The following is a 12794-nucleotide window of genomic DNA, read 5'->3' on the forward strand; positions in this document are numbered from 1 at the left end:
CCCACACCCACAAGGGGAAAAGGGGGGGGAGGATTAACCGCGCTGTTTCAGGCCCATTTTCTTGCGGCCCTCAGCAGGCGTGAGCACACGGGCACCGAGGCGGCTGAGGATTTCGCTGGCGCGTTCGACCAGTTGGCCATTGGTCGCCAGTACGCCCTTGTCCAGCCACAAGTTGTCTTCCAGCCCAACTCGCACGTTGCCACCCAGCAGCACGGCTTGCGCGGCCATCGGCATTTGCATGCGGCCGATGCCGAAACCGGCCCACACGGCGTCGGCCGGCAGGTTGTCGACCATGGCTTTCATGGTAGTGGTGTCAGCCGGCGCGCCCCACGGGATGCCCAGGCACAGTTGGAACAGCGGGTTGTCGAGCAGGCCTTCCTTGATCATCTGCTTGGCGAACCACAGGTGACCGGTGTCGAAGATCTCCAGCTCGGCCTTCACGCCCAGTTCCTGGATGCGTTTGGCGCCCGCACGCAGCTGTGCCGGAGTAGAGACGTAAATGGTGTCGCCATCGCCGAAGTTCAGGGTGCCGCAATCGAGGGTGCAGATTTCCGGCAGCAGTTCCTCGACATGGGCCAGACGAGTCAACGGGCCGACCAGGTCAGTGTTCGGGCCGAACTCCATCGGGTTCTCGCCCGCGCCGATTTCCAGGTCGCCGCCCATGCCGGCAGTGAGGTTGACGATGATGTCCACGTCGGCTTCGCGGATGCGCTCCATCACTTCGCGGTACAGCGCCACGTCACGGCTGAACTTGCCGGTTTCGGGGTCGCGAACGTGGCAGTGAACCACGGTAGCGCCGGCCTTGGCGGCCTCCACGGCAGCGGCCGCAATCTGTTTCGGGGTGACCGGCACATGAGGGCTCTTGGCGGTCGTGTCGCCAGCACCGGTGAGTGCGCAGGTGATGATGACGTCGTGGTTCATTTGGCGGTTTCCTTCAGGCGTGGTGGTCCCGTTCGCAGCCCGTTCGGGCCGCGAATCGGTGGTTCAATTGAGGGTTACTTGCTGGTCAGCTTGAGATTTTCAGCCGCAGGCTTGCCGTCGAAGGTGGTCACGCCTTCCAGCCAGCGCTGCTTGTCTTGCGGGTGATCCTTCAGCCACTGTTTGGCGGACTCGAAGGCGTCCTTGTGATCCAGCAGCGGCTGCATCATCCGGCTTTCATCTTCGGCGGTGAACGTCAGGTTGCTCAGCAGGCGACCGATGTTCGGGCACTGCTCGGCATAGGTCGGCGAGGTCACGGTCCAAACCGTGGCCATGCCTTCGTTAGGGCCGAGGGCGTCTTCACTGCCGGTGAGATAGGTCATCTGTACGTTGACGTTCATGGGGTGCGGTGCCCAGCCGAAGAACACCACGGCTTCCTTGCGGCGCACGGCGCGATCCACCGCCGCGAGCATGCCCGCCTCGCTGGATTCGACCAGTTGGAATTTGCCGAGGCCGAACTGATTCTTGGCAATCATCGCCTTGATCTGGGTGTTGGCGCCTGAGCCTGGCTCGATGCCGTAGATCTTGCCGCCCAGCTCTTTTTCGAACTTGGCGATGTCGGCGAAGGTCTTCAGGCCCTTGTCGGCGAGATAGGTCGGAACGGCGAGGGTGGCACGTGCGTCTTTCAAGTTGGGCGCTTCAAGCACCTTGACCTGATTGGCGTCGACGAACGGGGTGATGGTCTGGGTCATCAGCGGGTTCCAGTAACCCAGGAACAGGTCCAGGCGCTGATCGCGAATACCGGCGAAGATGATTTGCTGGGAGGCGCTGGTTTGTTTGGTGCTGTAGCCGAGGCCGTCGAGCAATACCTGGGTCATCGCACTGGTGGCGATCACGTCGGTCCAGTTCACCACGCCCATGCGCACGTTCTGGCACGACGCCGGTTCGGCTGCCATGACACTGGCGCTCAGCAAAGCGGTACCACTGAGTGCAAGAACACAGCTGCTGATCAGTCGTTTCATTCTCAGGTTCCTCGGCAGTTTCATTATTGTGGGTCCGGTCGTCTGTGCGCCGGTGATGTCACGTTACGCAGCTAATCTGCCACGAAAGCGCACTGCGGCGACCGACTCTTGCACTGCAGCGACCTGTGCTCTTGAATGCCTTCTGCAAGTGGCGTATCAACGTCTTCACGCTACCCGTCGAACGAGTGCGCTCCATGTCCCAGGATTTCTATTTCTTGTTGATGCCGGGTTTCTCGGCGATTGGATTTATCTCGGCAATCGAGCCATTGCGGGTTGCCAATCGCTTTCGCGGCGAGCTCTATCGCTGGCATGTATTGAGCGCCGATGGTGGGGCGGTGCTGGCCAGTAACGGCATGTCGGTCAACGCCGACGCGGCGCTGGAGCCGTTGAAAAAAGGCGCGACGTTATGGGTGGTCGCCGGCTTCGAACCGCTGAAATTCGCCACTCCGGCGCTGGAGCACTGGCTGCGTCGCCTCGACAACGAAGGCGTGACGCTCGGCGCCATTGACACCGGCAGCTTCATCCTCGCTGAGGCAGGTTTGCTCGACGGTCATCGCCTGACCCTGCACTGGGAGGCCATCGACGCCTTCAAGGAGTCCTATCCGCAGCTCAGCGTCACCCAAGAGTTATTCGAGATCGACCGTCGACGCATCACCAGCGCTGGCGGGACCGCGTCGATCGATTTAATGCTGGATCTGATCGCCCAGTCCCATGGCCCGGAACTGGCAATCCAGGTCAGCGAGCAATTCGTGCTCGGGCGCATCCGTCCGCGTAAAGACCACCAGCGCATGGAAGTCGCGACGCGTTATGGCATCAGCAACAAGAAGCTTGTTCACGTGATTGGCGAGATGGAGCAGCACAGCGAGCCGCCGCTGAGTACGTTGGAATTGGCGGAATCGATCAAGGTCACCCGGCGTCAGCTGGAGCGCTTGTTTCGCCTGCACCTGAACGACACACCGAGCAATTTCTACCTGCGCCTGAGGCTGGAGAAAGCCCGGCAACTGCTGCGCCAGACCGATATGAGTGTGTTGGAGGTGAGTATTGCCTGCGGGTTTGAATCGCCGTCGTATTTCACCCGCAGTTATCGGGCGAAGTTCGAGCGGTGCCCGCGGGAGGATCGGCGTACCGCCAAAGCATAACCACCCCGAAAACCTGTGGGAGCGAGCCTGCTCGCGAAGAGTCCGGCACATTCAACATGGATGTTGACTGAACCGCCGCCTTCGCGAGCAGGCTCGCTCCCACAATGGGCAACTTATTTCTTCAGAAGTGCCGAGCAGGCTGCCTTGTACGCCTCATGCTGATACTTGTTCAGCGTCTCCGGCGGCTCAAAACCATGCTTCTTGGCCTGTGCATTGATCGTCTGCGGCGACAGCAGCGTCACCTCGCAATTCTCCAGCAACTGGAAAACGCCCTCGATCTTGAACGTGGTCGGCCCACCGGCGAACTCACCTTTCTTGCTGCGCTTCTTGATCACGATTCGATCTATCGAGTTCTCGCGAACAAAGGATGCGACCTGAGCGGCAAACACTTTGACATTGGCGGCTTCGTCGTCATCCTCCAAGGCGATTTTCTTGGTCGCAAGCGCGACATGGCTCAGCGTGGAACCGTCGAGAGCTGCCACGGCGATGATCGCTTCGCTGCCTTTGATTTCGATGCCGCAGACTTTCATGGTGAATCCCTTTTCTGGCTGAAGGCGTGAAGCTTACAGCTCCAGTTGAATAGCAGGCGTTACTCCTGCCCAATCGTCTCCAAAAACTCCGACCGCTCGTCACTCATCCGCGCCACGCAATCATTCTGCGCAATAGTGAATGCCTTGCTGCCGGCGGTGGCCGGGAAGGCTTCGATGGCGCAGTCAGCGTCGCGGGTTTTCAGCCATTGTTGCTGGGCGGCCTTGATCTTGGCGGTGATCTCGGCCAATTGCGACGGGTTCTTGCCGTAGAGCGACTGCATGCGTTCGTTCAGGCTTTTGTAGTTTTCGCTCAGCAAGTCTTCGGCGGTGGTTTTGCTGAAGGCGGAGCATTCCAGGGTCTGTACGTCGTTTTCGACTTTGTCGCAGGGGGTGTCTTCAGACTCCTCGGCGGCGTGTACGCCGGTCGCCATCAGTGCCAAGGCCAGGACGATGAATTTCATGTGGTTGCCGCTCCCATCCAGTGAAGCATCAAGAGATGTGGCGAATTCTGGCCCAAGCGGATTGCCTTGAACAGGTCGGCAATTGTGCCTTGCGACGACCCTTTGTCGCGGATTGACGCTTTCGGCAATTCCCCTGTCGTTTTTGCACCCGGCTACCAATGCACCGAGGCATATGCTGGCCCCAAAGCGCCGACAGACGATTCGGCGCATGAATCGCTAACAAGGGGACAGCCTGATGAGCCCAGCCGAATTGCACGCCGACAGCATCGTTATCGACGGGCTGATTATTGCCAAGTGGAACCGTGAACTGTTCGAAGACATGCGCAAGGGCGGTTTGACCGCAGCCAACTGCACCGTGTCGGTATGGGAGGGCTTCCAGGCCACCGTCAACAACATCGCCGCCAGCCAGAAGCTGATCCGCGAGAACAGCGACCTGGTGATTCCGGTGCGCACCACCGCCGACATCCGCAAGGCCAAGGAGCAGGGCAAGACCGGCATCCTCTTCGGTTTCCAGAATGCCCATGCGTTTGAAGACCAGATCGGCTATGTCGAAGTGTTCAAGCAGCTGGGCGTCGGTATTGTGCAGATGTGCTACAACACCCAGAACCTGGTCGGCACCGGTTGCTACGAGCGTGACGGCGGCCTGTCGGGCTTCGGTCGTGAAATCGTAGCCGAGATGAACCGCGTAGGCGTCATGTGCGACCTGTCCCACGTCGGTTCCAAGACGTCCGAAGAAGTCATCCTCGAATCGAAAAAGCCGGTGTGCTACTCCCACTGCCTGCCGTCGGGCCTCAAGGAGCACCCGCGCAACAAGTCCGATGAAGAACTGAAGTTCATTGCCGACCACGGCGGTTTCGTCGGTGTGACCATGTTCGCGCCATTCCTGGCCAAGGGCATCGATTCGACCATCGACGACTACGCCGAAGCCATCGAATACACCCTGAACATCGTCGGTGAAGATTCGATCGGTATCGGCACCGACTTCACCCAGGGTCACGGCCAGGACTTCTTCGAGTACCTGACCCACGACAAGGGCTATGCCCGCCGCCTGACCAGCTTCGGCAAGATCATCAACCCGCTGGGCATCCGCACCGTCGGCGAGTTCCCGAACCTCACCGAAACCCTGCTAAAGCGCGGCCATTCCGAGCGCGTGGTGCGCAAGATCATGGGCGAGAACTGGGTGAACGTCTTGAAAGATGTCTGGGGCGAATAAGCCACCGCTCTTCTGAATCCTTTCCTGCGGCCGTCCGCGCCGCAGGCAACAACAAAATTTTTCTGGAGTTAAGTTTCCATGGCCAAGATCGCCCCGCAATTGCCTATCGAAGTCGACAGCGAAACCGGTGTCTGGACGTCCGACGCCCTGCCGATGCTGTATGTGCCCCGTCATTTCTTCGTCAACAACCACATGGGCATCGAGGAAGTGCTGGGCGCCGAAGCTTACGCCGAGATTCTCTACAAGGCCGGCTACAAGTCCGCCTGGCACTGGTGTGAAAAAGAAGCCGAATGCCATGGCCTGGAAGGCGTTGCGGTGTTCGAGCACTACATGAAGCGCCTGTCGCAGCGCGGCTGGGGCCTGTTCAAGATCCAGGACATCGACCTCGACAAAGGCACCTGCAGCGTCAAGCTTGAACACTCGGCATTCGTCTACGTGTACGGCAAGGTCGGGCGCAAGGTCGACTACATGTTCACCGGTTGGTTTGCCGGCGCGATGGACCAGATCCTCGCCGCTCGTGGCAGCAAGATCCGCACCGTGGCCGAACAAGTCTACGGTGGCTCCGAAGAGGGCCACGAAGACGGCTTGTTCACCGTCAAGCCGTTGTAAGTCGAGGAACCCGCCATGGCTTTCGAAGCAATGTTCCAGCCGATCCAGATCGGCAAACTGACCATCCGTAACCGCGTGCTCAGCACTGCACACGCCGAGGTCTATGCGACCGACGGCGGCATGACCACCGACCGGTACGTCAAGTATTACGAAGAGAAGGCCAAGGGCGGGATCGGCCTGGCGATCTGTGGCGGTTCGTCCGTCGTCGCCATCGACAGCCCGCAGGAGTGGTGGAGCTCGGTGAACCTGTCCACCGACCGCATCATCCCGCACTTCCAGAATCTTGCGGACGCCATGCACAAGCACGGCGCCAAGATCATGATCCAGATTACCCACATGGGCCGTCGCTCGCGTTGGGACGGCTTCAACTGGCCGACGCTGATGTCGCCGTCCGGCGTACGCGAGCCGGTGCACCGCGCCACCTGCAAGACCATCGAGCCGGAAGAAATCTGGCGGGTGATCGGCAACTACGCGCAAGCTGCGCGTCGCGCCAAGGCCGGTGGCCTGGACGGCGTGGAATTGTCGGCGGTGCACCAGCACATGATCGACCAGTTCTGGAGCCCGCGGGTCAACAAGCGTACCGACGAATGGGGTGGCACCTTCGAAGGCCGCATGAAATTCGGCCTGGAAGTGTTGAAAGCGGTGCGCGCGGAGGTCGGTGACGATTTCTGCGTGGGCATGCGTATCTGCGGTGACGAGTTCCACCCGGATGGCCTGTCCCATGAAGACATGAAGCAGATCGCCAAGTATTACGACGACACCGGCATGCTCGATTTCATCGGCGTCGTGGGCTCGGGTTGCGACACCCACAACACCCTGGCCAACGTGATTCCGAACATGAGTTATCCACCGGAGCCGTTCCTGCATTTGGCCGCCGGTATCAAGGAAGTGGTCAAGGTTCCGGTGCTGCATGCGCAGAACATCAAGGACCCGAACCAGGCCACCCGTATCCTGGAAGGCGGTTACGTCGACATGGTCGGCATGACCCGCGCGCACATTGCCGACCCGCACCTGATCGCCAAGATCAAGATGGGCCAGATCGACCAGATCAAGCAGTGTGTCGGTGCCAACTACTGCATCGACCGCCAGTACCAGGGCCTGGACGTGCTGTGCATCCAGAACGCCGCGACTTCCCGTGAATACATGGGTCTGCCGCACATCATCGAAAAAACCACCGGCGTTAAACGCAAAGTGGTGGTGGTCGGTGCCGGTCCTGCCGGGATGGAAGCCGCTCGTGTGGCTGCCGAGCGCGGCCACGACGTAACCCTGTTCGAGAAAAAGGACTTTATCGGTGGCCAGATCACCACGGCGTCGAAAGCGCCGCAGCGTGACCAGATCGCCGGTATCACCCGCTGGTATCAGCTGGAGCTGGCGCGGTTGAAAGTCGACCTGCGCCTGGGCACCGCGGCGGATGCGCCGACCATCATGGACCTGCGTCCGGATGTGGTGGTGCTGGCCGTCGGCGGTCATCCGTTCATCGAGCAGAACGAGCACTGGGGCGCGGCTGAAGGCCTGGTGGTCAGCAGCTGGGACATTCTCGACGGCAAGGTTGCACCCGCCAAGAACGTGCTGGTCTACGACACCATTTGCGAGTTTACCGGCATGTCGACTGCCGACTTCCTCGCCGACAAGGGCAGCCAGGTCGAGATTGTCACCGATGACATCAAGCCAGGCGTGGCCATTGGCGGTACGTCGTTCCCGACCTACTACCGCAGCATGTATCCGAAAGAAGTGATCATGACTGGCGACATGATGCTGGAGAAGGTCTACCGCGAAGGCGACAAGCTGATAGCGGTGCTGGAAAACGAATACACCGGCGCCAAAGAGGAGCGGGTGGTGGACCAGGTGGTCATCGAGAACGGCGTGCGTCCGGACGAGGAGATCTACTACGCGATGAAGGAAGGCTCGCGCAACAAAGGCCAGATCGACGTCGAAGCCTTGTTCGCGATCAAGCCGCAGCAATGCCTGGAGCAGAAAGGCGACGGCTACCTGTTGTTCCGCATCGGCGACTGTGTGGCCCAGCGTAACGTGCATGCGGCGATCTATGACGCGCTGCGGCTGTGCAAGGACTTCTAAAATCACACCGAACCAATGTGGGAGCGGGCTTGCTCGCGAAGAACGATAACGCGGTACACCTGATACACCGCGTCGCCGGATTCGCGAGCAAGCCCGCTCCCACATGAGACCCCGCGGTCTTTGGGAGCTTCACCATGCTCAACACCCTTCTTCCCATCCTGATCTTTGCTGCCCTGGGCCTCGCGGCTCTCGGTGCATTGCGACGGGTAAACATGTGGCGCCGAGGCCGGGCCTCGAAGGTCGATCTGATCGGCGGCCTGTTCGCCATGCCCAAGCGCTACATGGTCGATCTGCACCATGTAGTGGCGCGGGACAAATACATTGCCAACACCCACGTCGCGACGGCCGGCGGCGCAGTGGCGTCCATCGTGCTGGCAATTCTGGTGCATGGTTTCGGATTGCATAACCGCTTCCTCGGTTATGCATTGTTGTTGATGTCGGCGGTGATGTTCGTCGGTGCGGTCTTTGTTTACCTGCGTCGGCGCAATCCACCTGCGCGCCTGTCGAAAGGTCCGTGGATGCGCCTGCCGAAAAGCCTGATGGCATTTTCGGTGTCGTTCTTCCTCGTGACCCTGCCGGTGGCCGGTATCCTGCCGGAAAACTTCGGCGGCTGGCTGTTGGCGGTGATCCTCGGGATTGGCGTGCTGTGGGGCGTGTCCGAGCTGTTCTTTGGCATGACCTGGGGCGGGCCGATGAAGCATGCCTTCGCCGGTGCCCTGCACCTGGCCTGGCACCGTCGTGCCGAGCGCTTTGGCGGCGGTCGTTCCACCGGTCTGAAACCCTTGGATCTGAACGACCCAAGCGCGCCACTGGGCGTGGAAAAACCCAAGGATTTCACCTGGAACCAGTTGCTCGGCTTCGACGCCTGCGTGCAGTGCGGTAAATGCGAAGCCGCGTGCCCGGCCTTCGCCGCCGGCCAGCCGTTGAACCCGAAAAAATTGATCCAGGACATGGTCGTCGGCCTGGCTGGCGGCACCGATGCCAAATTTGCCGGCAGTCCGTATCCGGGCAAGCCCATCGGTGAACACGCCGGTAATCCGCATCAACCGATCGTCAACGGTCTGGTGAACGCCGAAACCCTGTGGTCGTGCACCACCTGCCGCGCCTGTGTCGAGGAATGCCCGATGATGATCGAGCACGTCGATGCCATCGTCGACATGCGTCGCCATCTGACCCTGGAAAAAGGCGCTACCCCGAACAAGGGTGCCGAAGTCCTGGAAAACCTGATCGCCACCGATAACCCGGGCGGTTTTGCGCCAGGCGGGCGGATGAACTGGGCGGCGGACTTGAACCTCAATCTGCTCAGCGAAAAGAAATCTACCGACGTGCTGTTCTGGGTGGGCGATGGCGCCTTTGACATGCGCAACCAGCGCACCTTGCGTGCGTTCGTCAAAGTGCTGAAAGCGGCAAAAATCGACTTCGCCGTGCTTGGCCTCGAAGAGCGCGACAGCGGTGACGTGGCTCGCCGCCTGGGCGACGAGGCAACCTTCCAGTTGCTGGCCAAGCGCAACATCCAGACCTTGGCCAAGTATAGCTTCAACCGCATCGTCACCTGCGATCCGCACAGCTTCCACGTGCTGAAAAACGAATACGGCGCTTTCGATGGAAACTACCTGGTGCAGCACCACAGCACCTACATGGCGGAAATCATCGACGCCGGCGCGCTGAACCTTGGCCAGCACAAGGGCGACAGCGTGACCTATCACGATCCGTGCTACCTCGGCCGCTACAACGGCGAGTACGAAGCGCCGCGCCAGGTTCTGCGCGCGCTCGGCATCGAGGTCAAGGAAATGCAACGCTCCGGTTTCCGCTCGCGCTGCTGCGGCGGTGGCGGCGGTGCGCCGATCACCGACATTCCGGGCAAGCAGCGTATCCCCGACATGCGCATGGAAGACATCCGCGAGACGGGCGCCGAACTGGTGGCCGTGGGCTGCCCGCAGTGCACCGCGATGCTTGAAGGTGTGGTCGAACCACGACCGTTGATCAAGGACATTGCCGAACTGGTGGCCGACGCGCTCCTGGAGGATCAGGCCCCAAAGTCGGCTACGCCGGCCAAACGTGAACCCGCGGAGGTGCACTGATGAGCGACATTATCCGCCGCGACCCCCGTGCCGAATGGATCGCCCGTAACCGTTTGCACCCTCTGCACGCCGCCATGCAACCGGCGCAGCACAGTTGGATGGGGCCTAACGGCGTCATTCGCAAGAACCCGCACGGCATCGGTTTCATCGGCCCTAACGGCATCAAGCGAATCGACCGTAGCGGCGCTCAGCAGGGCGGGACGACGAAACGTTCGGCCGCCGTTGAAGTGCAATTACCGCTGCATCAAGTCCCTGCGCCGGCATTCTTCATCTGCGTGGTGCCGGACATGGTCGGCGGCCGCTTGAGCAGTCACGACCGAGATCTGCTGGGGCTGGCCCATCAACTGGCCGGCAGCGACGGCGCGGTGTTGGCCGTGGTCTTTGGCGAACACAAGGAAAACGCGTTTTCCACAGCCGGCGTCGATCGCCTGCTGGTGCTGGAAGGCGAAGAGTTCAGCGGTTATGCACCGGAACAACGCGTCCAGGGCCTGCGGGCTGTGGATAACCAGTTCAACCCACGTCACTGGCTGCTGCCGGACAGTCGCAGCGGCGGTGGCGAATTGGGTCGGCGCTTTGCCGCTGCCTTGGGCGAACGCCCGGCCACGCGGGTTTGGCAGGTCAAGGATCAGGAGTGCATTGGTCGCGCCGGTGCCGGTTTGCAAGATCTGGCGCGTCCGGTTGCACGGTTGATCCTGGCCGCCGTCGAATGCGCCGAGCCGGTCAGCGAAACCCGTCACGAAGTTTTGCCGGTGGAGTTATCCACAGCCGTCGCCCGCAGTCTCTCGCGCATCGAGGATCTGGGGGCGGTGGCGGTGGACCCGGCGGCGATTCCCATGGCCGAAGCCGAATTCATCTTCTCCGGCGGCAACGGGGTCAAGGATTGGGACTTGTTCCACCAGACCGCCGCAGCCCTTGGCGCCACCGAAGGCGCGTCGCGGGTGGCGGTGGACGATGGTTTCATGGCGCGCGACCGTCAGGTCGGCGCGTCCGGCACCTGGGTCACCGCGAGGGTCTATGTGGCGGTGGGGATTTCCGGGGCAATCCAGCACCTGCAGGGCATCGGTGCCTGCGACAAGGTGGTGGCGATCAACCTCGACCCGGGTTGCGACATGATCAAACGGGCCGACCTGTCGGTAATCGGCGAAAGTGCGGAGATTCTTCGGGCCTTGATCGCGGCGGTAGAAGCCTACCGCAACGACGCCAAGCGCGATGCGGCTTAAGGGAAGGAAAGGGTTATGAGCACGAAAATCATCAGCCTGGTGTCCATCGGCGCCCACCCGACTTCCGGTCGACCACGTCGCGCGGAACAGGATGCACGGGCGGTGGAGTTGGGCTTGCAGCTGGCTGGGGATAACTTGCAGGTGCTGCACGCCGGCGACGTTGGCGAACCGGCCTTGCGCGCTTATCTGGGCATGGGGCTGGAACAATTGCATGTGCTTGAACAACCGCAGGGCGCCGATGCGCTTCCGGCGTTGACCGCTTATTTGCGCGATGCCGGGGCACAGGTGGTCCTGACCGGTAGCCAGGCGGAAACCGGCGAGGGCTCGGGCATGCTGCCGTTCCTGCTGGCCGAAGGCCTTGGCTGGCCGCTGGTGGTGGGATTGGCGCAGGTCGAGTCGATTGATGGGGGTTCGGCGCTGGTACTGCAGGCTCTGCCGCGCGGTCAGCGGCGTCGCTTGAAGGTTCGCTTGCCGTTTCTCGCCACTGTGGATAACGCTGCGCCAAAGCCTCGGCAAAGCGCCTACGGCCCGGCCCGGCGCGGAGTTTTGCAGGCCAATGAGGTGGAAATCGTCGACGATGAATTGCTCGCGGTCGCCACCCTGCAACCGGCCAAGCCACGGCCTAAACGCTTGAAGGTGATCAAGGCCAAAAGCGGCGCTGACCGCATGAAAGCCGCAACGGCAAAAGCCAGTGGCGGTGGAGGACAAGTGCTCAAGGGCGTTACGGCGCAAGCTGGGGCTGAAGCGATTCTCAAGTTACTGATCGAAGAAGGTGTGGTCCGCTAGCGGACCGTTTGGGGGCAGGTCAATGGCAGTCGAATTTCGTCCGGCAGTTCGCGCGGATGCGCGTGAGATTGCGCGTTTGTTCCAGATTTCATCGGAGGGCGCTGCGGATTACATCTGGAGCCAGATAGCAGAACCGGGGCAGGATCTGTTGGACGTCGGAGCCCTGCGTTACGCCCGCGACGATGTGGATTTTTCCTGGCAGAACTGCCTGATCGCCGAAGCTGAAGGTAAGGTCATTGGCATGCTGCACAGCTACGTGATGCGTCACGATCCGTTCGCGGCACCGGTGACCGACCCGGTGCTGGCGCCGTACGCCAAGATGGAAATCCCCGACACCCTTTATATTTCCAGCCTGGCGCTGCACGAAGGCTGGCGCAACCAGGGGCTGGGCAAGCAGTTCCTTGCCTACGCCTACGACCGCGCCAACCGGCTTGGGCTCAATGGCTTGAGCCTGATCGACTACGCCGCAAACACCGGTGCCCGGCGGTTCTATGAGCGCCATGGTTTCCGTGTTGTCGATACCTGCCAGATTGCGCCGCATCCGATGATTCGAGTCACGGGAGAAGCCTATTTGATGTATCGGCCTTAACGGGCTGCCCGGTGGCGGGCGGCCCTATCAGATCTGATAGTGTTGGCTTTAGTGGCGCTTTGTTAGGGTAGTTAACAGTTTGTACCCACCATCTTCGGCAGTGCCGTTAAAACACAGTGAGTCGTTTTAACAAGATTTTGCCTGGTTTAC

The 12794-nt window shown here is 61.0% G+C and carries 12 protein-coding genes; 8 read left to right on the top strand and 4 right to left on the bottom strand.

The genetic code is table 11. From position 1 onward, the window contains the following. Positions 1-33: 33 nt before the first annotated feature. Together cdhC and PSUM_RS19175 are read right to left on the bottom strand one after the other, a co-directional pair. On the bottom strand, positions 34-921 hold the full coding sequence (gene cdhC / locus PSUM_RS19170; RefSeq protein ID WP_020796079.1) for a 3-dehydrocarnitine:acetyl-CoA trimethylamine transferase CdhC: 888 nt from the start codon (positions 919-921) through the stop codon (positions 34-36). Between the two features lie 74 nt (positions 922-995). Next, positions 996-1940 (bottom strand): choline ABC transporter substrate-binding protein, encoded by a 945-nt coding sequence (locus tag PSUM_RS19175; protein ID WP_020796078.1) that lies wholly within the window; start codon positions 1938-1940, stop codon positions 996-998. Positions 1941-2134: 194 nt separating this feature from the next. On the opposite strand from PSUM_RS19175, the gene PSUM_RS19180 reads away from it, so the two are divergent. Continuing rightward, complete coding sequence (locus PSUM_RS19180) at positions 2135-3079, top strand: GlxA family transcriptional regulator (protein ID WP_020796077.1); 945 nt, start codon at positions 2135-2137, stop codon at positions 3077-3079. A gap of 113 nt (positions 3080-3192) precedes the next feature. On the opposite strand, the gene PSUM_RS19190 is transcribed toward PSUM_RS19180, so the two are convergent. Both PSUM_RS19190 and PSUM_RS19195 read right to left on the bottom strand, forming a co-directional pair. After that, positions 3193-3609, bottom strand: a complete 417-nt coding sequence (locus PSUM_RS19190) for a DUF3010 family protein (RefSeq protein WP_020796076.1) — start codon at positions 3607-3609, stop codon at positions 3193-3195. A gap of 59 nt (positions 3610-3668) precedes the next feature. Beyond that, the gene (locus tag PSUM_RS19195) at positions 3669-4070 is read right to left on the bottom strand and encodes a lysozyme inhibitor LprI family protein (RefSeq protein ID WP_083350196.1); all 402 of its coding nucleotides are present in this window, start codon (positions 4068-4070) and stop codon (positions 3669-3671) included. A gap of 235 nt (positions 4071-4305) precedes the next feature. Here PSUM_RS19195 and PSUM_RS19200 point away from each other — a divergent pair, with 235 nt between their 5' ends. The 7 genes from PSUM_RS19200 to PSUM_RS19230 all read left to right on the top strand — a co-directional run bounded on the left by PSUM_RS19200 (position 4306) and on the right by PSUM_RS19230 (position 12644). After that, positions 4306-5283 (top strand): dipeptidase, encoded by a 978-nt coding sequence (locus tag PSUM_RS19200; protein ID WP_008019494.1) that lies wholly within the window; start codon positions 4306-4308, stop codon positions 5281-5283. A 78-nt stretch (positions 5284-5361) separates the two neighbouring features. Further along, positions 5362-5892 carry a DUF5943 domain-containing protein gene (locus PSUM_RS19205; protein WP_020796073.1) on the top strand — a complete coding sequence of 177 codons (531 nt, stop codon included), beginning with the start codon at positions 5362-5364 and terminating at the stop codon, positions 5890-5892. A gap of 15 nt (positions 5893-5907) precedes the next feature. Next, positions 5908-7968, top strand: coding sequence for a dimethylglycine demethylation protein DgcA (gene dgcA / locus PSUM_RS19210; RefSeq protein WP_083349841.1), 2061 nt, complete (start codon positions 5908-5910; stop codon positions 7966-7968). A gap of 134 nt (positions 7969-8102) precedes the next feature. After that, positions 8103-10049, top strand: coding sequence for a dimethylglycine demethylation protein DgcB (gene dgcB / locus PSUM_RS19215; protein WP_083349840.1), 1947 nt, complete (start codon positions 8103-8105; stop codon positions 10047-10049). Then, complete coding sequence (gene etfA, locus PSUM_RS19220; RefSeq protein ID WP_033041262.1) at positions 10049-11269, top strand: electron transfer flavoprotein subunit alpha; 1221 nt, start codon at positions 10049-10051, stop codon at positions 11267-11269. The genes dgcB and etfA overlap by 1 nt, the downstream gene beginning before the upstream one ends. A gap of 15 nt (positions 11270-11284) precedes the next feature. After that, positions 11285-12055: an electron transfer flavoprotein subunit beta gene (etfB, locus tag PSUM_RS19225; RefSeq protein ID WP_020796069.1), complete on the top strand. Its 771-nt coding sequence runs from the start codon at positions 11285-11287 to the stop codon at positions 12053-12055. Between the two features lie 22 nt (positions 12056-12077). Continuing rightward, positions 12078-12644, top strand: a complete 567-nt coding sequence (locus PSUM_RS19230; RefSeq protein ID WP_020796068.1) for a GNAT family N-acetyltransferase — start codon at positions 12078-12080, stop codon at positions 12642-12644. Positions 12645-12794 lie beyond the last annotated feature (150 nt).

The organism is Pseudomonas umsongensis, from assembly GCF_002236105.1.
Taxonomy (GTDB): domain Bacteria; phylum Pseudomonadota; class Gammaproteobacteria; order Pseudomonadales; family Pseudomonadaceae; genus Aquipseudomonas; species Aquipseudomonas umsongensis.